23 protein-coding genes and 1 pseudogene are annotated in these 24,745 nt (G+C 70.9%); 13 read left to right on the top strand and 11 right to left on the bottom strand.

Features of this window, described 5'->3' with window-relative positions; translation table 11 throughout:
* Window positions 1-43 precede the first annotated feature (43 nt).
* The gene (locus ACH4VX_RS03320; protein WP_398365624.1) at window positions 44-682 is read right to left on the bottom strand and encodes a hypothetical protein; all 639 of its coding nucleotides are present in this window, start codon (window positions 680-682) and stop codon (window positions 44-46) included.
* A 454-nt stretch (window positions 683-1,136) separates the two neighbouring features.
* On the opposite strand from ACH4VX_RS03320, the gene ACH4VX_RS03315 reads away from it, so the two are divergent.
* Together ACH4VX_RS03315 and ACH4VX_RS03310 are read left to right on the top strand one after the other, a co-directional pair.
* Complete coding sequence (locus ACH4VX_RS03315; RefSeq protein ID WP_398365623.1) at window positions 1,137-2,066, top strand: nucleotidyltransferase domain-containing protein; 930 nt, start codon at window positions 1,137-1,139, stop codon at window positions 2,064-2,066.
* Window positions 2,048-2,557: a hypothetical protein gene (locus tag ACH4VX_RS03310; RefSeq protein WP_398365621.1), complete on the top strand. Its 510-nt coding sequence runs from the start codon at window positions 2,048-2,050 to the stop codon at window positions 2,555-2,557. The genes ACH4VX_RS03315 and ACH4VX_RS03310 overlap by 19 nt, the downstream gene beginning before the upstream one ends.
* Window positions 2,558-2,704: 147 nt before the next feature.
* Here ACH4VX_RS03310 and ACH4VX_RS03305 read toward each other — a convergent pair.
* A pseudogene (locus ACH4VX_RS03305) lies at window positions 2,705-3,007 on the bottom strand (ATP-binding protein); the annotation flags it as partial.
* An 83-nt stretch (window positions 3,008-3,090) separates the two neighbouring features.
* Between ACH4VX_RS03305 and ACH4VX_RS03300 the strand changes: the two are divergent.
* Window positions 3,091-3,477 (top strand): hypothetical protein, encoded by a 387-nt coding sequence (locus ACH4VX_RS03300; RefSeq protein WP_398365619.1) that lies wholly within the window; start codon window positions 3,091-3,093, stop codon window positions 3,475-3,477.
* A 106-nt stretch (window positions 3,478-3,583) separates the two neighbouring features.
* Here ACH4VX_RS03300 and ACH4VX_RS03295 read toward each other — a convergent pair whose 3' ends face one another.
* The 3 genes from ACH4VX_RS03295 to ychF all read right to left on the bottom strand — a co-directional run bounded on the left by ACH4VX_RS03295 (window position 3,584) and on the right by ychF (window position 5,402).
* Window positions 3,584-3,838, bottom strand: a complete 255-nt coding sequence (locus tag ACH4VX_RS03295; protein ID WP_351729060.1) for a Txe/YoeB family addiction module toxin — start codon at window positions 3,836-3,838, stop codon at window positions 3,584-3,586.
* The gene (locus tag ACH4VX_RS03290) at window positions 3,835-4,119 is read right to left on the bottom strand and encodes a type II toxin-antitoxin system Phd/YefM family antitoxin (protein WP_398365617.1); all 285 of its coding nucleotides are present in this window, start codon (window positions 4,117-4,119) and stop codon (window positions 3,835-3,837) included. Before ACH4VX_RS03290 ends, ACH4VX_RS03295 begins: the two co-directional genes overlap by 4 nt.
* Before the next feature lie 194 nt (window positions 4,120-4,313).
* Complete coding sequence (gene ychF / locus ACH4VX_RS03285) at window positions 4,314-5,402, bottom strand: redox-regulated ATPase YchF (RefSeq protein ID WP_398365615.1); 1,089 nt, start codon at window positions 5,400-5,402, stop codon at window positions 4,314-4,316.
* 181 nt (window positions 5,403-5,583) lie between these two features.
* Here ychF and ACH4VX_RS03280 point away from each other — a divergent pair, with 181 nt between their 5' ends.
* A complete protein-coding gene (locus ACH4VX_RS03280; RefSeq protein WP_398365613.1) occupies window positions 5,584-6,168 on the top strand; it encodes a DUF6542 domain-containing protein in 585 nt (194 codons plus the stop codon).
* Here the strand turns inward: ACH4VX_RS03280 and ppgK are convergent.
* The gene (gene ppgK / locus ACH4VX_RS03275) at window positions 6,165-6,911 is read right to left on the bottom strand and encodes a polyphosphate--glucose phosphotransferase (RefSeq protein WP_398365611.1); all 747 of its coding nucleotides are present in this window, start codon (window positions 6,909-6,911) and stop codon (window positions 6,165-6,167) included. The two genes, ACH4VX_RS03280 and ppgK, sit on opposite strands and share 4 nt — an antisense overlap.
* A 71-nt stretch (window positions 6,912-6,982) precedes the next feature.
* Entirely contained in the window at window positions 6,983-8,008 is a 1,026-nt protein-coding gene (locus ACH4VX_RS03270; protein ID WP_398365609.1) for a 4-hydroxy-3-methylbut-2-enyl diphosphate reductase, read from the bottom strand.
* Window positions 8,009-8,073: 65 nt separating this feature from the next.
* Here ACH4VX_RS03270 and xseA point away from each other — a divergent pair, with 65 nt between their 5' ends.
* The 3 genes from xseA (at window position 8,074) to ACH4VX_RS03255 (ending at window position 10,284) form a co-directional block, all read left to right on the top strand.
* Complete coding sequence (gene xseA / locus ACH4VX_RS03265) at window positions 8,074-9,282, top strand: exodeoxyribonuclease VII large subunit (protein ID WP_398365608.1); 1,209 nt, start codon at window positions 8,074-8,076, stop codon at window positions 9,280-9,282.
* Between the two features lie 9 nt (window positions 9,283-9,291).
* Window positions 9,292-9,561, top strand: coding sequence for an exodeoxyribonuclease VII small subunit (locus tag ACH4VX_RS03260; protein ID WP_398365606.1), 270 nt, complete (start codon window positions 9,292-9,294; stop codon window positions 9,559-9,561).
* A 132-nt stretch (window positions 9,562-9,693) separates the two neighbouring features.
* Complete coding sequence (locus ACH4VX_RS03255; RefSeq protein ID WP_398365605.1) at window positions 9,694-10,284, top strand: malonic semialdehyde reductase; 591 nt, start codon at window positions 9,694-9,696, stop codon at window positions 10,282-10,284.
* 177 nt (window positions 10,285-10,461) lie between these two features.
* Here ACH4VX_RS03255 and ACH4VX_RS03250 read toward each other — a convergent pair whose 3' ends face one another.
* Window positions 10,462-10,968, bottom strand: a complete 507-nt coding sequence (locus tag ACH4VX_RS03250) for a DUF4245 domain-containing protein (protein WP_398365930.1) — start codon at window positions 10,966-10,968, stop codon at window positions 10,462-10,464.
* 147 nt (window positions 10,969-11,115) lie between these two features.
* Here ACH4VX_RS03250 and glpX point away from each other — a divergent pair, with 147 nt between their 5' ends.
* The gene (gene glpX, locus ACH4VX_RS03245) at window positions 11,116-12,150 is read left to right on the top strand and encodes a class II fructose-bisphosphatase (RefSeq protein ID WP_398365604.1); all 1,035 of its coding nucleotides are present in this window, start codon (window positions 11,116-11,118) and stop codon (window positions 12,148-12,150) included.
* A 532-nt stretch (window positions 12,151-12,682) separates the two neighbouring features.
* On the opposite strand, the gene ACH4VX_RS03240 is transcribed toward glpX, so the two are convergent.
* Both ACH4VX_RS03240 and ACH4VX_RS03235 read right to left on the bottom strand, forming a co-directional pair.
* Window positions 12,683-13,057: a WhiB family transcriptional regulator gene (locus ACH4VX_RS03240; RefSeq protein WP_398365603.1), complete on the bottom strand. Its 375-nt coding sequence runs from the start codon at window positions 13,055-13,057 to the stop codon at window positions 12,683-12,685.
* Window positions 13,058-13,151: 94 nt separating this feature from the next.
* Window positions 13,152-13,847, bottom strand: coding sequence for a DUF1707 domain-containing protein (locus ACH4VX_RS03235; protein ID WP_398365602.1), 696 nt, complete (start codon window positions 13,845-13,847; stop codon window positions 13,152-13,154).
* 146 nt (window positions 13,848-13,993) lie between these two features.
* On the opposite strand from ACH4VX_RS03235, the gene ACH4VX_RS03230 reads away from it, so the two are divergent.
* From ACH4VX_RS03230 to ACH4VX_RS03210, 5 genes are all read left to right on the top strand, one after another.
* Window positions 13,994-15,673: a fumarate hydratase gene (locus ACH4VX_RS03230; protein ID WP_398365600.1), complete on the top strand. Its 1,680-nt coding sequence runs from the start codon at window positions 13,994-13,996 to the stop codon at window positions 15,671-15,673.
* A 324-nt stretch (window positions 15,674-15,997) separates the two neighbouring features.
* A complete protein-coding gene (locus ACH4VX_RS03225) occupies window positions 15,998-17,416 on the top strand; it encodes a M28 family peptidase (RefSeq protein WP_398365598.1) in 1,419 nt (472 codons plus the stop codon).
* A gap of 111 nt (window positions 17,417-17,527) precedes the next feature.
* Window positions 17,528-18,931: a class II fumarate hydratase gene (locus tag ACH4VX_RS03220; protein WP_398365596.1), complete on the top strand. Its 1,404-nt coding sequence runs from the start codon at window positions 17,528-17,530 to the stop codon at window positions 18,929-18,931.
* A gap of 73 nt (window positions 18,932-19,004) precedes the next feature.
* Window positions 19,005-19,697: a DUF402 domain-containing protein gene (locus tag ACH4VX_RS03215; protein ID WP_398365594.1), complete on the top strand. Its 693-nt coding sequence runs from the start codon at window positions 19,005-19,007 to the stop codon at window positions 19,695-19,697.
* A 385-nt stretch (window positions 19,698-20,082) separates the two neighbouring features.
* Complete coding sequence (locus tag ACH4VX_RS03210) at window positions 20,083-22,239, top strand: SpoIIE family protein phosphatase (protein WP_398365593.1); 2,157 nt, start codon at window positions 20,083-20,085, stop codon at window positions 22,237-22,239.
* A gap of 63 nt (window positions 22,240-22,302) precedes the next feature.
* On the opposite strand, the gene ACH4VX_RS03205 is transcribed toward ACH4VX_RS03210, so the two are convergent.
* Window positions 22,303-24,591, bottom strand: coding sequence for a transglycosylase domain-containing protein (locus ACH4VX_RS03205; protein WP_398365592.1), 2,289 nt, complete (start codon window positions 24,589-24,591; stop codon window positions 22,303-22,305).
* Window positions 24,592-24,745: the final 154 nt, after the last annotated feature.

Here is a 24,745-nt window from a genome sequence, read left to right as displayed (position 1 = left end):
AGAGGATCCAGAAGACGGCAGGGACGTTCCCACGCGTGCGCGGTCAGTGGAAGTCGGGGTCGACGCGCCCGATGTGGCGCAGCCCGAGCTTGGTCTGCCGGTCGGGCCCGAAGGTGTCGTAGAACATGCCGCTCTCGGGCTCGTAGATCCGGGCGTGCGGCTGACGTGAGGGGCCCCGGACGAACAGGGTGATGCACGCCTCGTCGTCGCTGGGGTTGATGACCTGGTGCGCCCGGCCCATGGGCAGCGAGTTCATCTGGCCCGCCTCCAGGGTGTGTTCCAGCAGCGGAACGACACGGCAGGTCCGCCGCTCCTCGTCCACGTCGGTGATCTCGAACTGGCGCTCCGTGTACGCGCCGCTCATGAGGACGGTGCTGCAGTCCCACTTGTGGGAGTGCACCTTCTCCAGGGCGCCACCGTTCTGGTTCTTCGACTTGAAGCGGTGCATCCGCACCCGGAATCGGTCCGCTTCGTCGATGTGCAGGAGGAATTTGTCCATGAGGATACGCGGATAGTTCATGTGCGGCGCGAGCGAACGGAAAAGATCCTCGTTCGCGATGATCTCCTCGGTCCGTTCCTCAAGGATGTGCCGGTGGTCGGACGCGGTTTTGAGAATCTCCTCCACGATCGGCGCCTGCGACTCCGCATACCGCTTGGAGTTCCAGTCGACCTCATTCTCCATGGATCGCACAAAGTCTCGCCACTGAATAACAATCCACCGCCTCTCGACATCTCGACTCTTGAGCGAACGCACAAACACCTGCACGCAGATGAGTGCGCTCCCGTTTACCGACCCGCAGAATCGCCAGACAGAAGATCACAGGGCCGGGGCACCCGCAAGGGCGTTCAACCCGGTGTTCAACTCCCCACCGGACGGTGACTTCACATTTCCCCGACGGCTTGACCACTCCCCCTTTCCGCAGCCTTCCTGAATAATTCCCGATCCGCCCACCGCCCCCGTGACACTCATCACAATCGGGCAACGGCCGGTGCGCTATCATCCGGCGGACTTCAACCCATCCCCCGGCGGGGGCCGGCGGCTCGGACGAGAATTCGGAGCAATAAGGGCGATGCAAGGGTTCGAAAAGTCCGGGGCGGCGCCGTGGAGCGTCCGAATCGGCGAGGCTCTCGGAACGGTGGGCCTTTCGCCGGGAGCGGTCGCGGAACTGGTCGCCCCGGAACTGGGCGGCGGACGGGCCTATCTGGTCGGCTCGCTGGCCGGCGGGCTGGGCAACCGGTCCAGCGACGTGGACATCCACGTCGTGGGCGAGACCGTCGAGCAGCACAGAGGACCCAAGCTGAACCGTCTCGACGGGGTACCGGTCGACATCGAGCACTTCCCGGCGAGCGCCCCGGCCGAACTGGCGCAGGGGCCCGGTGACGTCCCCGTGCTCCGCTTCGCCGCCGGGGACGTGGCGCTGCGCCTGCCGCTCGGCCGCAGCGAGCAGCGCCGGGCCGCCCGCTGGTTCCACGCCACGGGGCTGGACCCGGCGACCCCGCCGTTGTACGACGCGGCGCAGTCCGCGCGGGTGCAGGCGATGCTGGCCCGCGTCACCTTCGGCCGCCTGGCCGGACTGGCGTGCATGGCGAGCCTCGCGGAACAGGCCGGTCTCCCCGAGGGCACGCACCGTCATCTGTGGCGGCAGGCGGGCCGACAGCTCCTCGAACTGCGGTGCAGACTGGCGGGGGACGTGACGACCGGCGACAAGTGGCTGCCCGTACGGGCCCGGCGGCTGGGCCTGCCGGCCGCCCCGGTCGACGGCGAGGCGCAGCTCCACGCGGACCTGGCGAAGGCCGGTCTGCCGGGGTTCGACCCGCTCACCCTGGCCGCCGTACGGCCCGCGCGGGGCAGCGGGACGGTGTCCCTCGCCGGCCGGTCCTGGCTGGTGAACCGGCACGACCGGCTGCTCTCCGACGCGGTGAGCACCGAAGCTCCCGTCGCGGAGGCGGCCGGTGAACTGGGCGCGGCACGGCTGCTCGACGCCGTGGGGCGCGCCGAACTCGACCTGGTTGTAGAGGACGACGCCCTGCGGAAGGTGTTCGGAGCATGGATCACGGAGAAGTGACCCGGGACGGCCTGGACGTGACCTGGGTCACGTCGCACGGAGCCGCAGCGGCATGGCAGTACGCCCTGTCGGTGCAGGCCGCGCTGGACGACATGGAGGCGGCCTGCCTCGAGGAGGACTGGCAGGTGTGCGTCGAGTCCTGTGCGATGGCGCTGCGGGCGATCCTGCTCTGCCGCCGGCTGGCCCGCGGGCTCGACGGCCCGCTGGACGACATGGAGTTCCAGTACGTGCTGGCCACCGGCGCGGAGCCGGCGGCGGTGGCCTTGCGGGACCTGCCCTGGTCGGCGGACTCGGGCGAGCAGGAGGCCCGTACGGGCATGGCGGCGGTCGCGCGGCACGACGCCGCACTGCGCGCCGAGCTCCCCTTCGACGTCCCCGTGACCCGCACACCGGCCGGGGCCCGGCAGGCGATGCGCATCTCGGCGACCCTCGTCCAGTGGCGCCGCAGACGCTCCCTGCCGGAGGCCCGGTGGCGCCAGGACGGCCTCTGACACAGCGGGACCCGGGCCGGGCGCCGCTCGCCGGGCGCCCCGCTGGTCACTCCCGGGCGCGTACGAGGTCCTCCGGACCCCGGCGGGCCGCGAGCGGCGGGTCGCCGGCCGGGCCACTGCGCGCGCCCACCCCCGTGACCCCGCCGCTCACAGCGGCCAGGCGGTCAACGGATCGCCGGGGCCGTAGGCGGCGTCGAGCCCCGGGCAGTCGACTCCGCCGCGCGAGACCGCCACGACGGGAACGGGTTCGCCGGTGAGGGCGGCCCGGTGCCGGTGGAGGACCGCCAGGTCGTGCCGGTCGAAGGGCGACCGCTCCAGCCACTTGATGGAGCCGACGAGGAGCAGTTCCTTGGCGATGGGGGCGCGGTCCGCCCCGACGATGTCGATCTCGACGTCGTCGGTACGGGTCCAGCAGCCGCCCACCGCGGAGGCCGCGGGCAGCCCGTCATCGAAGCGGAACGTCCACCACAACGCTCCCACCTGCGGAGAGAGGCTCCTGAGAGATCCAGGCCCGCACAGAATCAGCACGGGCCGTGAAGGGTGCCGGCAACCTGGCCGACCGGCTGCTCGACGAGGTGCCGCACGAACTCGCCGACTTCCTGCTGCTGCCGCTGCTGGACGACGCCCGAGACCGGTTCACCACTACCGTCCGGCCGCGTGGCCGGGTACCGCCGGCCCGACTCACACAGGACCACGGTCCGCGCCTCGAACCCGGCGCGGCTCCAGAACCATCCGATTCCGCCATCACCAGGATGGAATCGGGCGCGATGTGGAGCGCGCGCTGCGACGGCGTGGTCACCCTCAGCCCCGCCGGGCGTCGTCGGCTGCGCATACTGCGCGAGGCCCGCAACCTCCTCGCCCACCGCGTCCCCCTCGACGACGACCGGCTCCGCCGCCTGGTCGAGGAACTGTGCCGGTGACGAAAGGCATCGCTCGGGAAAGTCCGGCCCAAGGCCGAAACGCCGCCCCTGGACGTCCCTTCCGATCACGGGGCAGCACCCCCGGCAGGCCCCACCGCCCGAGCGGTCAGTAGTGGTAACGAGCCGCGAGGATGACGATCTCTTTGTCCGTCACCAGGTAGACGAGGCGGTGCTCATCGTCGATCCGCCGCGACCAGGCCCCCGGCAAGTGATACTTCAGCGGCTCGGGCTTGCCGATCCCCGTGAAGGGGTCCCGCTTGACGTCCTCGACGAGCTTGTTGATCCGAGCAAGCATCTTGCGGTCGTTCTTGAGCCAGGACGTGTAGTCCTCCCAGCCCTGGTCCTCGAAGACGAGCCTCACGCAGCGCCCTCACGTGCCGCATCCGGCGAGTTGGGGTCAATCAGCTCCCGCTCGGACACGTCGATGTCGGCCAGGGCGTTCTCGTACGCCTTGAGCAGTCGGCGAGCGTTCGCCGGAGAGCGCAGGAGGTACGAGCCTTCGCGCAGCGCCGCATAATCCTCGGCCGAGACGAGCACTGCATTGCCGTGCTTGGAGACGATCTCGATGGCCTCGTGGTTGTCGTTGACCTTCTTGATCAGTGGAAAGAGAGCCTTGCGGGCTTCGCTCGCAGTTATGGACATGACCTGCCCCCTTTTCCGACGGTGGTACGGAATAACGTACCACTTTCACCGCTCACGGGCAGAGCAGACACCTGGCGAAGGATCAGATCCCAGCGCTGCCCCGGCACGGGAAACAGCAGGGGCCGGCCCCCCGGCGGGCCGGCCCCTGCCACCTCGGCACTTGACGAACCACCTAGCGGAAAGCGGCGGTCCGATCACACGTTGAAGCGGAACTCCACCACGTCCCCGTCCTGCATCACGTAGTCCTTGCCCTCCATGCGGGCCTTGCCCTTGGCGCGGGCCTCGGGGACCGAGCCGGTTTCGACCAGGTCGGCGAAGGAGACGACCTCGGCCTTGATGAAGCCCTTCTGGAAGTCGGTGTGGATGACACCGGCGGCCTCGGGGGCGGTGGCGCCCTTCTTGATGGTCCAGGCGCGGGATTCCTTCGGGCCGGCCGTCAGGTAGGTCTGCAGGCCGAGGGTGCGGAAGCCGACGTGGGCGAGGGTGGCGAGGCCGGGCTCGTCCTGGCCGACCGACTGGAGGAGCTCCAGCGCCTCGTCCTCGTCCAGCTCGGCGAGGTCCGCCTCCAGCTTGGCGTTGAGGAAGATCGCCTCGGCGGGGGCGACCAGGGCGCGCTGCTCGTTCTTGAAGTCCTCGTCGGTCAGCTCGTCCTCGTCGACGTTGAAGACGTAGAGGAAGGGCTTGGTGGTGAGGAGGTGCAGGTCGTGCAGGAGCTCGTTGCGCTCGGTGCCCTGGACGATGCCGTGCGCGAAGAGCGTGTCGCCCTTCTCCAGGATCTCCTTGGCCTCCTCGACCGCCTTGACCTTCGGCGCGATGTCCTTCTTGATCCGCGACTCCTTCTGCAGGCGCGGCAGGACCTTCTCGATGGTCTGGAGGTCGGCGAGGATCAGCTCGGTGTTGATCGTCTCGATGTCGTCCTTCGGCGAGACCTTGCCGTCGACGTGCACGACGTTCTCGTCCTTGAAGGCACGGATGACCTGGCAGATCGCGTCGGACTCGCGGATGTTCGCGAGGAACTTGTTGCCGAGGCCCTCGCCCTCCGACGCGCCGCGCACGATGCCCGCGATGTCGACGAAGTCGACCGTGGCCGGGAGGACGCGCTGGGAGCCGAAGATCTCGGCCAGCTTGGTCAGGCGGGGGTCGGGGACGCCGACGACGCCGACGTTCGGCTCGATCGTGGCGAACGGGTAGTTGGCCGCCAGCACGTCGTTCTTGGTCAGGGCGTTGAACAGGGTCGACTTGCCGACATTCGGCAGACCGACGATTCCGATCGTGAGCGACACGTTGCGACTTCCCGTACGTGAGGATGGGGACGAGGACCGGCCGACTGGGCTGCGTGGGCCGATCCACCAGTCTACGGCGTGCCCGCCCGCGGCCCGGCGACGTATCGAACGTCTGGCCAGGCTTCGATCCCCGGCGTGTCTGACGGGTTGTTCGGCACATAAAACGACCTACGTTGGTGCGGTGGAGCAACACAGGACACGACCCGCGCGGTACGGACGGTACGGACCACGACGTGACAGCCCGGCCGGGCCGCCGCTGCCTCCGCAGGCGGGGCGGGCGACGGGGGGCGGCGGGGGCGCCCGGCCCGCCCGTGTGCCGGAGGGCCGGCCCGCTTCTCCGCCCGCGGCCCGGCGGCTGCCCAACCCGCGGCTCACCGGGCTGGGCTCGGGCCTGTTCTGCGGGCTGGTGATGCTCGTACTCGGTCTGCTGACCGAGGCGCTGTTCGGGGCGTCGGGGACCGTGTACGGCGTGCTCTTCCTGCCGGTGTGCGTGCTGACCGCGCTGTGGATGCGCGAGGGGGACCTGTTCGTCGCGCCCGTCGTGGTGCCGATCGCCTTCGCCGTGGGGCTGGTTCCGCTCGCCGACGAAGGCGACGGCACCACCGACCGGCTGATGGGGATGGTGACGGGCCTCGCCACCCAGGCCGGGTGGCTCTACGGCGGGACGCTGGTCGCGGGTCTGATCGTGCTCGGCCGCAGGATGCGCCGGGTGCGCATGGTCAACCGGCGCACCGCGCGGAACCGTCCGCCCGGCCGTAGGTCCTAGGTACCCGTCGCCGCCCGCATCGCCGCGCCCACGATGCCCGCGTTGTTCTGCAGCTGGGCCGGGACGATCTTCGCCTTGATGCCCTGGATGTGGTCCAGGAACTTGTGGGACTTGCGGCTGACACCGCCGCCGATGACGAACAGCTCGGGCGAGAACAGCATCTCCACGTGGGCCAGGTACTTCTGCACCCGGTCCGCCCAGTCCTCCCAGGACAGGTCGTGGTCCTCCCTGGCCTTGCTGGAGGCCCGCTTCTCCGCCTCGTGGCCGTGCAGCTCCAGATGGCCCAGTTCGGTGTTGGGGACGAGGACGCCGTCCACGAAGAGGGCGCTGCCGATGCCGGTGCCGAAGGTCAGCAGGATCACCGTGCCCCGGTGGTGGCGTCCGGCGCCGAAGTGCATCTCGGCGACGCCGGCCGCGTCCGCGTCGTTCACCACCGTCACCGGCAGGCCGCCCAGACGGTCGCCGAGCAGCACGCGCGCGTCGGTGTCGATCCAGCTCTTGTCGACGTTGGCCGCCGTACGGATCGTGGTGCCGCCGGTGACGACGCCCGGGAAGGTGACCCCGACCGGTCCGGTCCAGCCGAAGTGGTCGACGACCTCCTTCACGCCGTCGGCCACCGCGTCCGGTGTGGCCGGGTGCGGGGTGAGGACCTTGCAGCGCTCCTGCGCCAGGTCCCCCTTGTCCAGGTCGACCGGGGCACCCTTGATCCCGGAACCGCCGATGTCCACACCGAAGATCTGCATGTCCCTACGTTACGACGTACGACGGACAGTCACGTGAGGCGCCCTCCGTGACCGTCACCGTCGCACCACCGTCACTTCGCGGAATCCGCACCGGTCCCCGTGCCCCCGCGCCCGGCCACCAGGGCGGCGGCCTCGTCGCGCAGATCGCGGCGGAGCTCCTTCGGCAGGGAGAAGATGATCGACTCCTCGGCCGCCTTGACGATCTCGACGTCCTCGAAGCCGCGTCCCGACAGCCACTCGAGCACCTGCTCGACGAGGATGTCCGGCACCGAGGCGCCCGAGGTGACGCCGACCGTGGTCACGCCCTCCAGCCAGGCCTCGTCGATCTCGTCGGCGAAGTCCACCAGGTACGCCGCGCGGGAGCCGGCCAGCTTGGCGACCTCCACCAGCCGCTTGGAGTTGGAGGAGTTGCGCGAGCCGACCACGATCACCAGCTCCGCCTCGGCGCCCATCTGCTTGACCGCGAGCTGGCGGTTCTGCGTGGCGTAGCAGATGTCGTCGCTGGGCGGGGAGATCAGCTGGGGGAACTTCTCCTTGAGGGCGTCGACGGTCTCCATGGTCTCGTCGACGGAGAGGGTGGTCTGGGAGAGCCAGACGACCTTGGACGGGTCGCGGACCTCGACCTTCTCCACGTCGCCCGGCCCGTCGACGAGCTGGATGTGGTCGGGGGCCTCGCCGGAGGTGCCGATGACCTCCTCGTGGCCCTCGTGGCCGATCAGGAGGATGTCGTAGTCGTCGTTCGCGAAGCGGACGGCTTCCTTGTGGACCTTGGTGACCAGCGGGCAGGTGGCGTCGATGGTGGCGAGCCGGCCGCGCTCGGCCTCCTCGTGGACGACGGGGGCGACGCCATGCGCGGAGAACATGACGATGTTGCCCGGCGGGACCTCCTCCGTCCGCTCGACGAAGATCGCGCCCTTCTTCTCCAGGGTCTGCACGACGTATTTGTTGTGCACGATCTCGTGCCGGACGTAGACGGGGGCCCCGTACTGCTCCAGGGCCTTCTCGACGGCGATCACGGCGCGGTCCACACCCGCGCAGTAGCCACGGGGGGCGGCGAGCAGGACACGGCGGCCAGGCGAAGCGGTCATGCGTCCCATCGTAAGGCCGCCCGCCGGGGCCCGGTCACGGTGCGTTGTCGGTGGGGCGCACTACTCTCGCGGGCATGGCTCTCAACACGTCTGCGGAAGCGCCGCTGCCCGTCGGTGAGGTGTCGCGGCTCATCGGGGGGTGGATCGACCGGCTCGGCGCGGTGTGGGTCGAGGGGCAGATCACCCAGCTGTCGCGGCGGCCGGGCGCCGGGGTGGTGTTCCTGACCCTGCGCGACCCGTCGCACGACATCTCGGTGGGCGTGACCTGCTACCGGCAGGTGTTCGACGCCGTCGCGGACGTGGTGAGCGAGGGCGCGCGGGTGGTGGTGCACTGCAAGCCGGAGTGGTACGCGCCGCGCGGGCAGCTGTCGCTGCGGGCCGCCGAGATCAAGCCGGTCGGGGTCGGGGAGCTGCTGGCGCGGCTCGAACAGCTGAAGAAGTCGCTCGCGCGGGAGGGGCTGTTCGCGCCGGAGCGGAAGAAGCCGCTGCCGTTCCTGCCGCGGCTGATCGGGCTGGTGTGCGGGCGCGCCTCGGCGGCCGAGCGGGACGTGCTGGAGAACGCGCGGCACCGGTGGCCCGCCGTCCGTTTCGAGGTGCGCAACGTGCCCGTGCAGGGGGTGCACGCGGTGCCGCAGGTCGTCCAGGCCGTGCGGGAGCTGGACGCGGTCGACGACGTGGACGTGATCATCGTGGCGCGGGGCGGCGGCAGCGTGGAGGACCTGCTGCCGTTCTCCGACGAGCAGCTGGTGCGGGCGGTGGCGGCGTGCCGTACGCCGGTCGTCTCCGCGATCGGGCACGAGCCGGACAACCCGCTCCTCGACCACGTGGCCGACCTGCGCGCCTCCACGCCGACCGACGCCGCCAAGAAGGTGGTGCCGGACGTGGGCGAGGAGCACGAGCGGGTACGGCTGCTGCGCGACCGCGCGCGGCGCTGTGTCCAGGCGCTGCTGGACCGGGAGGAGCGCGGGCTGGCGCACGCGCTGGCCCGGCCCTCGGTACAGGATCCGCACCGGATGGTCGACGCGCGCGCGGAGGAGGTCACGGCGCTGCTGGAGCGGGGCCGGCGCTCGCTGCGGTACCAGCTGGACCGGGCCGACTCCGAGCTGACGCACACGCACGCGCGCGTGGTGGCCCTGTCCCCCGCCGCGACGCTGAAGCGCGGGTACGCCGTGCTCCAGCGGGCGGACGGGCACGCGGTGCGGGATCCGGCCGAGGTGGAGGCCGGTGAGGCCCTGCGGGCGCGGGTGTCCGAGGGCGAGTTCACTGTCCGGGTCGACGCATAGGGTGGACGGATGACCGGCAAGACGGAGCAGACGGCGGCGGCGACGGCCGAGGCGCTCGGGTACGAGCAGGCGAGGGACGAGCTGATCGAGGTCGTACGACGACTGGAGACGGGCGGTACGACGCTGGAGGAGTCCCTCGCGCTCTGGGAGCGGGGCGAGGAGCTGGCCAAGGTGTGCCGGCGCCGGCTGGACGGGGCGCGGGCCCGGCTGGACGCGGCGCTCGCGGAGGAGGACGCCGGGGCGGAGAGCGCCGGGGCGGAGGAGGCCGGGGAGGCCTGAGCTGTGAAGTGGATCACCGGGCTCCGCATTTAGTTGAGCATTGAACTTCATGGGCGTACGGTCGGACCCGTCAACCGGTCCGTGGCTCCTGCACGGACAGACGGGCCGACGTACCCCCGAGAAGGTTCACGCATGTCACTCGCCCTTGACCCCGCCGCCCAGGATCTGCTGTTCCGCGAGGCGCGCACCGCCAACACGTTCACCGACGAACCGGTGACCGACGAGCAGGTGCGGGCGATCTACGACCTGGTCAAGTACGGCCCCACCGCCTTCAACCAGAGCCCCCTGCGCATCACCCTGGTCCGCTCCCCCGAGGCCCGCGAGCGTCTCGTCCGGCACATGGCGGAAGGCAACCGGGCCAAGACGGCCGCCGCCCCGCTGGTCGCCATCCTGTCCGCGGACAACGAGTTCCACGAGGAGCTCCCCGCCCTCCTCCCGCACTTCCCGCAGGCCAAGGACGCCTTCTTCAGCGAGCGTCCGGTGCGTGAAAGCGCCGCCGCGATGAACGCCGCCCTCCAGGCCGCCTACTTCATCGTCGGCGTGCGCGCCGCGGGCCTGGCCGCCGGCCCGATGACCGGCCTCGACTTCGAGGGCCTCCGCAAGGAGTTCCTGGACGACGACCACACCCCGCTGATGGTCGTCAACATCGGCCGCCCCGGGCCGGACGCGTGGTTCCCGCGCTCCCCGCGTCTGGAGTACGAACAGGTCATCACCACCGTCTGAGCCTCATCAGCACGGACCACGTGGGGGGGGGGGGGGGGGGGGGGGGCGCGGCGCCGCCGCCCCCGCCCCCCCCCCCCCCCCCCCCCCCCCCCCCCCCCACCCCCCCCCCCCCCCGGGGGGGCCCCCCCCCCCGCCCCCCCCCCCCCCCCCGGGCCCCCCGCCCCACGTGCGCCTCACTCACTCCGTGCGCAGCGCCTCGGCCATCTTCGCCAGTTGGCCGAACGACGCCGTGCCGGTCACCACCGTGGTCGAACCCTCGGTTTCCTCCAGCACCAGCGCGTCGTAGTGGTCGCCCTCGTAACGCGTCCAGGTCCTGCCGTCGATCCGCTGCGTGCTCTCCGTCTTCGCGGCACCCTGCGTCGCGTCCTCGATGAACGCCGACCGCTTGCCCGTGGACTGCTCCACCGCCACGTACTCACCGTCGGGCGCGCGGTAGCCGAGGTGCCAGGCCTCGGACTCGGCGCCCCGGTAGCGGACGGAGGTGGGCTTCCACGCCTCGGGCAGGCCCTCCGGCGCGGCCACGGGATAGGAGGCGGCCCGGCGGGCCGTGAGCAGGTCGATCCGGTAGTCGACCCGCTTGATGTCGGGTTCGCCGTCCTCGTGCGGGATGAACAGCCAGACCACTCCCGCGGCGAGCACGATGAGGACCAGGGAGAGGATCATGTCCCGGGCCGTTTTCTGCATGCTGCTCGTTCCTGCCACGCCCCCTATCGTCGCAGGTGCCCGGTGCGCTCATCCGTGGGGGGCCCTGCTCATTTTGTCGGACTGGCGATAGAGTCATGCCCCACAACACCCTCATCCGGCCGTCGCCGTACAGAAAGGTGCGCTCCGATGACCGAACACCATCACTTGCCGTCCGAGCTCGATGTCCCGTCCGAGGCCCCCGACCGCAACCTCGCCCTGGAGCTCGTACGGGTCACCGAGGCCGCGGCCATGGCAGCCGGCCGCTGGGTAGGGCGCGGCGACAAGAACGGCGCCGACGGTGCCGCGGTGCGTGCCATGCGCACCCTCGTCTCCACCGTCTCGATGAACGGCGTCGTCGTCATCGGCGAGGGCGAGAAGGACGAGGCCCCGATGCTCTTCAACGGGGAGCGGGTGGGCGACGGGACCGGTCCGGAGTGCGACATCGCCGTCGACCCGATCGACGGTACGACGCTGACCGCCAAGGGCATGACGAACGCCATCGCGGTGCTGGCCGCCGCCGAGCGCGGCTCGATGTTCGACCCGTCGGCCGTGTTCTACATGGACAAGCTGGTCACCGGGCCGGAGGCCGCCGACTTCGTCGACATCAACGCGCCGGTGAACGTGAACATCCGCCGGGTCGCCAAGGCCAAGCGGGTCACCCCCGAGGACGTCACCGTGGTGATCCTCGACCGGCCGCGGCACGAGGGCATCATCAAGGAGATCCGGGAGACCGGGGCGCGCATCAAGCTGATCTCCGACGGCGACGTGGCCGGTTCGATCCTCGCGCTGCGCGAGGGCACCGGCATCGACCTGCTGCTCGGCGTGGGCGGCACCCCCGAGGGCATCATCTCGGCGTGCGCCGTGAAGTGCCTGGGCGGCACGATCCAGGGCAAGCTGTGGCCCAAGGACGACGAGGAGCGGCAGCGGGCGGTCGACGCGGGGCACGATCTGGACCGGGTACTGACCACGGAGGATCTGGTCACCGGGGACAACGTGTTCTTCGTGGCGACGGGGATCACCGACGGTGAGCTGCTGCGCGGGGTGCGGTACCGGCCGGAGACGGCCACGACCGATTCCATCGTGATGCGGTCGAAGTCGGGGACGGTACGGAGGATCGACTCCGAGCACCGGCTGAGCAAGCTGCGGGCTTACAGCGCGGTCGACTTCGACCGGGCCAAGTGAAACGTCACTTCGGTGCGTGGGGGCCTGCGGCGCGGTGATGAGTGCGGGTGCGTCGTGGTTGATCGCGCAGTTCCCCGCGCCCCTGGGTGAGTGGTCCTGCCCGACGTGAGGAGGGGCGCTCCCCGTGCGGAGGGAGCGCCCACGCGGCGCAGCCGCACATGCCACAGCCCCGCGCCCCCGGGTGAGTGGTCCTGCCCGGCGTGAGAAGGCGCTCCCCGTGCGGAGGGAGCGCCCACGCGGCGCAGCCGCACATGCCACAGCCCCGCGCCCCCGGGTGAGTGGTCCTGCCCGGCGTGAGAAGGCGCTCCCCGTGCGGAGGGAGCGCCCACGCGGCGCAGCCGCACATGCCACAGCCCCGCGCCCCCGGGTGAGTGGTCCTGCCCGACGTGAGAAGGCGCTCCCCGTGCGGAGGGAGCGCCCACGCGGCGCAGCCGCACATGCCACAGCCCCGCACCCCTGCACGTGTGGTTCTGCCCGGCGTCCGAAGGGGCGCCCCCTGTGCGGAGGGGGCGCCGCTTCCACGTACGCGCTGCTAACCCGCTGCCGCGATGCGGCCCTGGCGGGGGGTCTTCTTCAGTTCCATCTCGCGGCGCCTGCGGCGGGCCAGGACCACGCGGCGTTCGGCGGCGGTGAGGCCGCCCCAGACGCCGTAGGGCTCGGGCTGGAGCAGGGCGTGCTCGCGACACTCGACCATCACCGGGCAGCGGGCGCAGACGCGCTTGGCCGCCTCCTCGCGGGAGAGCCGGGCGGCGGTGGGTTCTTTCGAGGGTGCGAAGAACAGCCCCGCCTCGTCACGCCGGCACACCGCCTCGGTGTGCCAGGGGGCGTCCTGGTCCCTGTCCCGCGCGGCCGCCCGCTGGGCCGGGACAGCGGCTATCTGCAGGGACGAATGCGGCGGTTGCAGCACGGTCTACTCCTGACGACGGCTTCGCAAGCGAGACACGATGCAGCAAGGCTTACCCGATGTACGCGCGCCTATGCACTGAGTCCCGAACCGTGCGTCAGTGGCCCAGGTGTCTGCGCATGCTCCTGTCGACCTTGCGCTGCACCCGGTCGAGGATGTCCGCCACGAGCCTGCCGCGCCTGGGCCGCGCCTCGACGCTGCCCAGCACCGCCCAGCCGTCGACGTAGACCACCGGAGCCTCGTCGTCGGTCGCGTCGAGCGCGTCCACCTCGAAGGCGCCGAGCACGCCGCCGCCCATGCCGCGCAGCGACACGTTCTCCGGGACGTATATCTCGACGCTGCCGAAGACGGCGAACGACTTGATCATGACCTGCTGGTGGTCGAACAGCGCCTCGCTGAGGTCGATCTCGACGCTGCCGAAGATCGCGTACGCGTGAATGCGGCGGCCGGTGCGCCAGCGGCCCTTGCGAGCGGCGGCGCTGAACACCGCGACCACGTTGTCATCGGGCTCCACCGGGATCGCGCCGGTGGTGGGGCGGCTGGGGACGGAGGCGTGTGCCGCGCGCCGCTGGTGGGCTGTCGGCAGGTCCTGGACGAACACCTCCAGCTCCCCGACCGTCTTGGCGGCCAGCACACCCTCGACGCGCTCCGCGTGCTCGTCGGAGGTGAGGCGGCCCTCGGCGAGAGCCTCGCGCAGGAGGTCGGCGGTACGGTCCCGGTCGGCGTCGGAGGCGCGCAGCTCGGCCGTCCGCGGTGCCGTGTCCGGCTGCTGGGCGTGCTTCTGAAGGTCCACGACAGCAGCGTACCGAAACGCGATAGATCGCGACTACCCCCCGGCGTGGACGACTGAGGACAACCTCACAGGTTCGCCGCCGACGGCAGGTCCTACGCTGGTGAGCGCCCGCCGATGGAGGCGGGCGGTCTTCCGTCGAGTGAGGAATGGGCGAGATGCCTGAGTTCGAGTACGCCGATCTGCTCCCCATGGGAGAGGACACCACCCCCTACCGGCTGGTGACCTCCGAAGGTGTCTCCACCTTCGAGGCCGACGGACGGACGTTCCTCAAGGTGGAGCCGGAGGCGCTGCGCAAGCTCGCCGAGGAGGCGATCCACGACATCCAGCACTACCTGCGCCCCGCCCACCTGGCGCAGCTGCGCCGCATCATCGACGACCCCGAGGCGTCGAACAACGACAAGTTCGTCGCCCTGGACCTGCTGAAGAACGCGAACATCGCGGCGGCGGGCGTGCTGCCGATGTGCCAGGACACCGGCACGGCGATCGTCATGGGCAAGCGCGGGCAGAACGTGCTGACGTCGGGACGGGACGAGGAGGCCCTGAGCAGGGGCATCTATGACGCCTACAAGAACCTGAACCTGCGCTACTCGCAGATGGCTCCGCTCACCATGTGGGAGGAGAAGAACACCGGTTCCAACCTCCCGGCGCAGATCGAGCTGTACGCGACGGACGGCGGCGCGTACAAGTTCCTGTTCATGGCCAAGGGCGGCGGCTCGGCCAACAAGTCGTTCCTCTACCAGGAGACCAAGGCCGTCCTGAACGAGGCCTCCATGATGAAGTTCCTGGAGGAGAAGATCCGCTCGCTCGGTACGGCCGCCTGCCCGCCGTACCACCTGGCGATCGTCGTCGGCGGCACGTCGGCCGAGTACGCGCTGAAGACCGCGAAGTACGCCTCCGCGCACTACCTGGACGAGATCCCCGCCGAGGGGTCGGCGCTCGGGCACGGCTTCCGGGACAAGGAGCTGGAGGAGAAGGTCTTCGAGCTGACGCAGCGGATCGGGATCGGGGCGCAGTTCGGGGGCAAGTACTTCTGCCACGACGTGCGCGTCGTGCGCCTGCCCCGGCACGGGGCGTCCTGCCCGGTCGCCATCGCGGTGTCCTGCTCCGCCGACCGGCAGGCGGTCGCGAAGATCACCGCCGAGGGTGTCTTCCTGGAGCAGCTGGAGACCGACCCGGCGCGGTTCCTGCCCGAGACGACGGACGAGCACCTCGACGAGGCGGGCGACGTCGTCAGGATCGACCTCAACCGGCCGATGGACGACATCCTCGCCGAGCTGACCAAGTACCCGGTCAAGACCCGGCTCTCCCTGACCGGGCCGCTGGTCGTGGCGCGGGACATCGCGCACGCCAAGATCAAGGAGCGGCTGGACGCGGGCGAGGGGATGCCGCAGTACCTGAAGGACCACCCGGTGTACTACGCCGGCCCGGCGAAGACGCCGGAGGGCTACGCGTCGGGGTCCTTCGGGCCGACCACGGCCGGGCGCATGGACTCGTACGTGGAGCAGTTCCAGGCGGCGGGCGGGTCCAGGGTGATGCTGGCGAAGGGGAACCGGAGCAAGCAGGTCACGGACGCGTGTGACGCGCACGGCGGCTTCTATCTCGGGTCGATCGGGGGGCCGGCGGCCCGGCTCGCGCAGGACTGCATCAAGAAGGTCGAGGTCGTCGAGTACGAGGAGCTCGGGATGGAGGCGGTCTGGAGGATCGAGGTCGAGGACTTCCCGGCGTTCATCGTCGTCGACGACAAGGGGAACGACTTCTTCCAGGATCCTTCGCCGCAGCAGCCGACGTTCACGTCGATCCCGGTGCGGGGGCCCGGGTTGGCATAGTTCCGCGGGGCGGGGCGGCGGGGTGAGGTTTTCACCCCGCCGCCCCTTCCCTCCCCATCTCCCGGCTTCGCTCGGGCGAGGGCCCCCACCGCCCCCGGGGTCTCCGCCCCCGGACTCCCGCTCCCCGGACTCCCCCGGAGGGATCGAGCACACCGCCGTCCGATTATCGGGCGGCGTGTTCTTTTTTTGGACAACCTGTCCGTCCGGGCGTCCGTTCCGTTGACTGGCTCAACCATCACTGTGAGTCTTCTCGCCACTCCGACATGCTCATGCCATGTCAATCCTGTGTGGCTCACCCCACAGCCACCTCCCGGAGGAGACAAGGTGAAACGAAGATTCGCCGTGGCGGGCTTCTCGCTCGCTGTCGTGCTCGGCTGCGGCACACTCCCCGCCGTGGCCGCCGGCTCCGCGCCCACCGCGGACACCGTCGCCGCACCCGATGTCGACGTGACCAAGGTGAAGGCGCATCTGAGCGAGCTCAGCGCCATCGCGGGCCGGAACGGCGGCAACCGCCGGTCCACCGGCCAGGGTTACCGCGACTCCGTCGCCTATGTGAAGGGCAAGCTGCAGGCCGCCGGATACACCGTCACCGAGCAGCCGTGCACCTCCGGCTGCACCAGCGGGGCCGGACCCAATCTGATCGCCGAGTGGCCGCAGGGCGACGCGGGCAGCGTGTACATGTTCGGCGCCCACCTGGACAGCGTCTCGGCGGGGCCCGGCATGAACGACAACGGCTCCGGTTCGGCCGCCCTGCTCGAGAACGCCCTGACGCTCGCCCAGCAGGACCCGGCCATGCGCAGCCGGGTCCGCTTCGCCTGGTGGACCGACGAGGAGCAGGGCCTCAACGGGTCCGACTTCTACGTGCGTTCGCTGCCGTCGACCGAGCGCGCGAAGATCAAGGCGTACTACAACTTCGACATGATCGCCTCCACCAACGGCGGCTACTTCATCAACCACATCACCTCCTCGGCCGCCGCGCCGATGAAGGCGTACTGGGACTCGCTGGGCCTCCAGCCCGAGGAGAACACCGAGGGCGCGGGACGCAGCGACGACTACTCCTTCGAGCAGTACTCCATCCCCACCTCCGGTTACGCGATGGGTGCCAGTGCCCGCAAGACCTCCGCGCAGGCCGCGAAGTGGGGCGGCACCTCCGGGTCCGGGTACGACCCCTGCTACCACCGCTCCTGCGACACCCTCACCAACATCAACACCACCGGCCTGGACCGCGCGTCCGACGGCATCGCCCACACGATCTGGCAGCGGGCCGTGGACACCGGCACCGGCGGCAGCTGTGACACCGCCGGAGTGGTCGCGAACGGCGGGTTCGAGAGCGGGACCTCGCCGTGGACCGGGACCACCGGGGCCATCGGCGCCCACTCGGGCCGGTCGGCCCACAGCGGGAGCCGATTCGCCTGGCTCGCGGGGAACGGGTCCACGGGCACCGAGTCGATCAGTCAGACGGTGACCGTGCCGACCGGGTGCTCGACGGTGGCGCTGGACTACTGGCTGCACATCGACACCGACGAGTCCGGCTCGACCGCGTACGACAGGTTCACCGTCAAGGCCGGCGGCACCACGCTCGCCACCCTGTCCAACGCCAACGCCGGCAGCGGTTACGTACAGCGGTCGGTCGACCTGTCGGCATATGCCGGGCAGACGGTGACCCTGACCTTCACCGCCAGTGAGGACTACAGCCTGCAGACCAGCTTCCTCCTGGACGACGTGACCCTGCGGAGCGACTGACCACCCCCCACGGGTACTTCCGCCCCGCCGCGCTCCTCTTGCGGCGGGGCGGAAGCCGTCCGGGAATACGCTCGTCGGACACCGCTGCTGTGAATCTTCGGAGGTACGACGATGACGACCACGGACGACGACCGGCACTACCGCATCGAGCACGACTCCATGGGGGAGGTGAAGGTACCGGCCGACGCCAAGTGGCGCGCGCAGACCCAGCGCGCCGTGGAGAACTTCCCGGTCTCCGGGCAGCGCCTGGAGCGCGCCCACATCGAGGCCCTCGCCCGGATCAAGGGCGCCGCGGCCGAGGTGAACGCCCGGCTCGGGGTGCTGGACAAGGACATCGCCGAGGCCATCCGGGAGGCGGCCGGCGAGGTCGCCGAGGGCCGGTGGGACGAGCACTTCCCCGTCGACGTGTTCCAGACCGGGTCCGGGACCTCGTCCAACATGAACACCAACGAGGTCGTCGCCACGCTCGCCACCGAGCGGCTGGGCCGGGACGTGCACCCCAACGACCACGTCAACGCCTCGCAGTCGTCCAACGACGTGTTCCCCTCGTCCCTCCACATCGCCGCGACCGCCGCCGTCACCCGCGATCTGATCCCGGCCCTCGACCACCTCGCCGCCTCCCTGGAACGCAAGGCCGAGGAGTTCGCCGACGTGGTGAAGTCCGGGCGGACGCACCTGATGGACGCCACGCCGGTGACGCTGGGCCAGGAGTTCGGCGGGTACGCGGCCCAGGTGCGGTACGGGATCGAGCGGCTGAACGCCTCCCTGCCGCGCCTCGCCGAACTGCCGCTGGGCGGGACCGCCGTCGGCACCGGCATCAACACCCCGCCGGGGTTCTCCGCCGCCGTCATCGAGGAGGTCGCCCGCACGACCGGACTGCCGCTGACCGAGGCGCGCGACCACTTCGAGGCGCAGGGCGCCCGGGACGGCGTCGTGGAGACCAGCGGGCAGCTGCGGACCATCGCCGTCGGCCTGACGAAGATCGCCAACGATCTGCGGTGGATGTCCTCCGGGCCGCGCACCGGCCTCGCGGAGATCAGCCTGCCCGACCTCCAGCCCGGCTCCTCGATCATGCCCGGCAAGGTCAACCCGGTCGTCCCGGAGGCCGTGCTCATGGTCTGCGCGCAGGTGACCGGCAACGACGCGACCGTCGCCACCGCCGGCGCCTCCGGCAACTTCGAGCTCAACGTCATGCTGCCGGTCATCGCGAAGAACGTCCTGGAGTCGGTGCGGCTGCTCGCGAACGTCTCCCGGCTGCTCGCCGACCGCACGGTCGACGGCATCGTCGCGAACCGTGAACGGGCCCGGGAGTACGCCGAGTCCTCGCCGTCCGTGGTCACCCCGCTCAACAAGTACATCGGCTACGAGGAGGCCGCCAAGGTCGCCAAGAAGTCGCTGGCCGAGCGGAAGACCATCCGGGAGGTGGTCCTGGAGAGCGGCTACGTCGAGCGCGGCGACCTCACCGTCGAGCAGCTCGACGAGGCGCTGGACGTCCTGCGGATGACGCGGCCGTAGAGCCTCGCGCACCGGGCGTGAACCATGACGGGGGGCAGCGGCGTCGTACGGCCGGGGCACCTACTATCTGGCCATGACGGAGGGCGGAGCGACGATGCGCGAGGATGCGGGCAGGGCGGCCGGACACTGGGCGCCCGGGACACAGATCCTGTGGCGGTACCGGGAGAACGGTGGCGCGCGCATCCACATCGCGCGCCCCGTCACGGTCGTACGCGACGACCCGGAGCTGCTCGCGGTGTGGCTGGCGCCCGGTACCGAGTGCGTGAAACCGGTGCTCGCCGACGGCACGCCGGTGCACCGGGAGCCGCTCGGCACCCGGTACACCAAGCCGCGCACGGTGGTGCGGGGCCGCTGGTCAGGCACCGGTGTGCTGAAGCTGGCCCGGCCCGGTGAGCCCTGGTCGGTGTGGCTGTTCTGGGGTCCGGGCCTGCGGTTCAAGAACTGGTACGTGAACCTGGAGGAGCCGCTGGCCCGCTGGACGGGCGGGGTGGACTCCGAGGATCACTTCCTGGACATCTCCGTGCACCCGGACCGGGCCTGGTACTGGCTGGACGAGGACGAGTTCGCACAGGCCCGGCGGGACGGTCTGGTGGACTCCGCGCTGGCCAAAAGGGTGCGGGAGGCCGGGCGGGCCGCGGTGGAGGTGATCGATGCCTGGGGGCCGCCGTTCGCGGACGGGTGGGAGAACTGGCGCCCGGATCCGTCGTGGACGGTACCGTCACTGCCACAGGACTGGGACCGCACTCCGGCGCATGTGTCCTCGTGAGACCCTTGCTGCACCCCCGGGCGGGAAACGTAGGATCGTCCTCCGCAAGGGTGCGGGGCAGCAACCACCGGAGCGCGCACCGGGCTTGACCGATCGTCACCGAGGGGCGGCAGGACGTGAGCAAGGGGTACGGAAACACCGGCACCGGCCGGGAACGGCCGGCCGGGGCCTGTCCAACGGATCATGCCGGAAACGCGGGGCCTGGCACGCCCTCCCCCGGAGGGGGAACCCTCATCGCCTCGACGCCCTCCTCCGGCTCGGTCCGCCGGACAGGCCCTGGCACAGGAACAACCTCTGACCACGCGGGAAATCCGTTCCGGGGGCACGTATTCCGGGTATCGGAGTTTCGGCGGGACGAACCGCGCGCACGGCGTGCGCCGGACGGATGGACTCGACACGCGTGACGGAGCAGCCGACCTCCTTCGAACGCCCACAGCCGGGCGTCGACCCCGCGGATCCCCGCGGGGCGCTCCTGCGTACCCCGCCACCGGCGCGTGTGCCGGACACCGGAGCCGCCTTACCGGTGCAGAACCGCTCCGGCGGTGAGCCTCCCGCGTCCGGGGCCGCTTCCCCGGGGTCGCCGGGGGCCGCTTCCCCAGGGTCGTCGGACACGGTGACACCGGGCGGCACCGGTCAGGACCCGGCTGACGGGCCCGGCTCCGAGCACTCCCAGCCGGGTGCCGGACAGGGTGCCGGGCCGGACACGCACCGGCCGCGTCCCGCGCCCGAGGGCATTCCGCTGCAGCCGGCCGCGGATCACGGCCGGCCCGCGCAGGTCACCGACGGCAAGGAGCGCCGTACCGGGCAGGTCGCTCAGCCCGGGCGGCCCACACCGATGCGACGGGACGGGGACCGGCTGCGGTTCGTCGGTGCCGCGACCCGGCGGATCGCCCGCGGCATCGACCTGGACGAGATCGTGATGGGGCTGTGCCGGGCCACCGTGCCCACCTTCTCCGACGCGATCCTGGTCTACCTGCGCGATCCGCTGCCGGTCGGTGACGAGCGGCCCACCGGCCCGCTGGTGCTGCGGCTGCGCCGCACCGACCGGATCCCGGCCGAGCGGGACACCGAGGGCGGGTTCACCCCGGTCGCCCCGCCGGAGCCGTCCGAGCTGGACTCGGTCGGCGCGGAGCTGTGCACGGTGCGGCCCGGCAGCGCGCTCGCCGAGGTGCTGCGCGGCGTACGGCCGGTGTTCACGGACGCGCCCGCCGCGCGTGCCGCGCTGCCCGAACTCCTCGGCGAGGACGGCGCGTCGGCCGTGCCGGACGGGCAGCGGGCGATCCTCGCGCCGCTGCGCGGCCGGCGCCGGGTGATCGGCGCGGCGCTGTTCCTGCGGCGCCCGGAGCGCATCCCGTTCGAGGCCGACGACCTGCTGGTCGCCGCCCAGCTCGCCACGCACAGCGCCCTCGGCATCGACAAGGCGGTGCTGTACGGGCGGGAGGCGTACATCGCGGACGAGTTGCAGCGCACGATGCTGCCGGAGACCCTGCCGCGCTGCACCGGCGTACGGCTGGCGTCGCGCTATCTGCCGGCCGCCGAGACCGCGCGGGTGGGCGGCGACTGGTACGACGCCATCCCGCTGCCCGGCAGCCGGGTCGCGCTGGTGGTCGGTGACGTCATGGGACACTCCATGACGTCGGCGGCGATCATGGGCCAGCTGCGCACCACCGCACAGACCCTCGCCGGGCTCGACCTGCCCCCGCAGGAGGTGCTGCACCATCTCGACGAGCAGGCGCAGCGGCTCGGCGTGGACCGCATGGCGACCTGTCTCTACGCGGTGTACGACCCGGTATCGCACCGCATCACCATCGCCAACGCCGGCCATCCGCCGCCCGTCCTGCTGGAGCTGGGCGGCCGGGCCGAGGTGCTGCGGGTGCCCGCGGGCGCCCCGATCGGTGTGGGCGGGGTGGACTTCGAGGCCGTGGAGCTGGACGCGCCCGCCGGTGCGACCCTGCTGCTGTACACCGACGGCCTGGTGGAGTCCCGGCTGCGGGACGTGTGGACCGGCATCGAGCAGCTGCGGGAGAAGCTCGCCGCGACCGCGCAGCTGACCGGCCCGGACCATCCGCCGCCGCTTGAGGCGCTGTGCGACGAGGTGCTCGACATGCTCGGCCCGGGCGACCGGGACGACGACATCGCGCTGCTCGCCGCCCGCTTCGACGGGATCGCGCCGAGCGATGTGGCGTACTGGTTCCTGGAGCCGGAGGACGCGGCCCCCGGCCGGGCCCGTCGCCTCGCCCGGCGGGCGCTGTCCCGCTGGGGCATGGAGGAGCTGAGCGACTCGGTGGAGCTGCTGGTCAGCGAGGTGGTGACGAACGCCGTGCGGTACGCCACGCGGCCGGTCACGCTGCGGCTGCTGCGCACCGACGTGCTGCGCTGCGAGGTCGGTGACGACGTGCCGCAGCTGCCGCGGCTGCGGCAGGCGCGGGCCACGGACGAGGGCGGGCGCGGGCTGTACCTGGTGAACCGGCTGGCCCGGCGCTGGGGCGCGACCCGGCTGAGCACGGGCAAGGTGGTGTGGTTCGAACTGAACCGCAGCTGAGCCGTCGTACGACGTGACGAGGGGTGCCCGGTGTGGTCACCGGGCGCCCCTCGTGTTTCCCGTCTACTGCTCCTCGTCGTCCCCCGGGTCCTCCGGGCCCCCCGGGAGCTCGAACGTCGGCGGTGCGGAGGTGGTCGGGTCCGTCGGCGGCTCCGACGTCGGCGGCCGGCTGCTCGGCGGCGCGGACGTCGGCGGCTCGGAGGTCTCCGGCGGCGCCTGGGTGGTCGGCTCCTCGGTCGTCGGCTCGTCGCTCGGAGTCCCGGAGGGCGACTGCGAGACCGACGGCGAGCTGCTCGGCTTCACCGCGTTGCCCTGCTTGGTGTCCAGGTCGAACTCGGTGACCTCGTCCATGACGCCGAAGGTGTACGCCGCCCAGATCTCCGCCGGGGGGCCACCGCCGTTGACCCGGTAGTCGACGCCGGCCGCCCGGTACATCGGGACCTGGTTGTGCTTCTTGTCGTCCTCGCCGAACAGGCCGACGGAGGTGACCAGTTCGGGGGTGAAGCCGGTGAACCAGGCCGACTTGTTGTTGTCGGACGTACCGGTCTTGCCGGCAACCGCCTGGCCGTCGCGCAGCGGGTTGTCCCGCACGGACTTCTGGGCCGTACCGTCGTCGACCACGCCGGTCAGCACGGAGGTCACCGTGTCGGCGGCCTCGCGGCTGATGACCTGCTCACCGGTCGGGTCGGGGAACTCCACCGCGCGGTCCTTGTGCTCGACCGACTTCACGATCGCCGGGGCGACCTTCTTGCCGTGGTTGGCGAGGGTGGCGTAGACGCCGGCCATCTCCAGCGGGCTCGCGCCCATACTGCCCAGGGTCTGCGCGGGCACCGGGGGCATGCCCTCGGTCTCCATGCCGAGTTCGCCCGCGGTCTCCACCACCTCGGTCATGCCGACGTCGATGCCCATCTGCGCGAAGACCGAGTTGACGGACTTGTTCATCGCCTCCTGGACGGTGATGTCGTCGTAACTCCGGTCGTCCTCGTTGGGCGGCGCGAAGCCGACCTTCTTGCCGCCGTCCAGCACGGGGCGCTCGCTCGTGCCGTCGTAGATCGTGTTCGCCGTGATCGGCACGTCGTCCTGGGTCTCGGCGTCCTGGTCCACGGCCGCGGCGAGGATCACCGGCTTGAAGGTGGAGGCGGCCTGGTAGTCGTCGCGGGTGGCGTTGTTGGTGAAGTGCTTCACGTAGTCCACGCCGCCGTACATCGCCACGACCGCGCCCGTCTTGGGGTTCACGGAGACGGCGCCGGCCTGGACGTCGGCGTCGACCTCGCGCTTGTCGGGGTCGAGCTTGCTGGTGAGCTGGGTCTTGACCGACTCCTCCAGCGCCTTCTGCTTCTTCTTGTCGATGTTGAGCGTGACGGTGTAGCCGCCGAGGTCCAGCATGGCGTCGGCCTGCTTCATGTCCTCGGCGGTGCCCTGGGCGACGAGCTGCTGCTTGAGCGCGGTGTTGGCCGCCTCCACCAGGTACCCGGCCTGGCCCTCCATACCGGGGGCGGCCTTGGGCTCCTTGGGCTCGGGGAACTCCATGCCCTGGCGGTCGGCCCGGTCCAGCCACTTCTGCTCGACCATGTTGTCCAGGACGTAGGTCCAGCGCTCCTGGACGAGCTTCTTGCCGGTGTCGCTGGCGATCGCCCAGTCGTACTGGTTCGGCGCCTGGAGCAGCGCGGCGAGGTACGCGCCCTGCTCGACGGTCAGGTCCTCGGCGTCGACGCGGTAGTAGGCCTGCGCGGCGGCCTGGATGCCGTAGGCGCCGCGGCCGTAGTAGCTGGTGTTGATGTAGCCGGCGAGGATGTAGTCCTTGGACTTCTCCCGGTCCAGCTTCAGGGAGATGACCAGTTCCTTCAGCTTGCGGGTGACCGTCTGTTCCTGGGTCAGGTAGTAGTTCTTGACGTACTGCTGGGTGATCGTCGAACCGCCCTGCGCGCCCTTGCCCGAGACCGTGTTGAGCAGGCCGCGCGCGGTGCCCTTGAGGTCGACGCCGGAGTCCTTGTAGAAGGACTTGTTCTCGGCGGCGACGAAGGTGCGCTGGACGTCCTTGGGCACCTTGGCGAGGTCGACGATCTCGCGGTTGTAGCCCCTGCGGGCCATGATCGAGCCGTCGCTGTACTTGTAGACGTTGCCCTGCAGCTCGGCGTCGGCGTTCCCCTCGGGGATGTCGATCACCATGTACAGCACGATGAAGGCGCCCATGCCGAGCAGGCAGAGGCCGAAGAACGTGCCGAGGATCTTCTTCCAGGTGAAGAGGCGGCGTATGCCGCTGCGGCCGGCCGCGCCCGACGAACGGCGGCCCTGGGGTGCCGCACGGCGCCCACCGCGCTGTCGTGCGCGTCTTTCTTCCGCTCGTCCCATGCGTCCGTTCCGCTCCGCTTCGTTCGTGTGTGCTCTTCAGCCACACCAGTTCGCCGCTCGGGTCAGCTCAGAAAGCTAACACCGGGAGCTATGACAAAGAGCCGCCGATCCGGCCTTTACGGGCGTGACAATCAGCACCCGACCCAATGGAACC

The organism is Streptomyces sp. NPDC020731, assembly GCF_044334705.1.
Taxonomy (GTDB): domain Bacteria; phylum Actinomycetota; class Actinomycetes; order Streptomycetales; family Streptomycetaceae; genus Streptomyces.
Note: the sequence above shows the minus strand (reverse complement) of the source record. Positions and strands in the feature narration are given on the sequence as shown.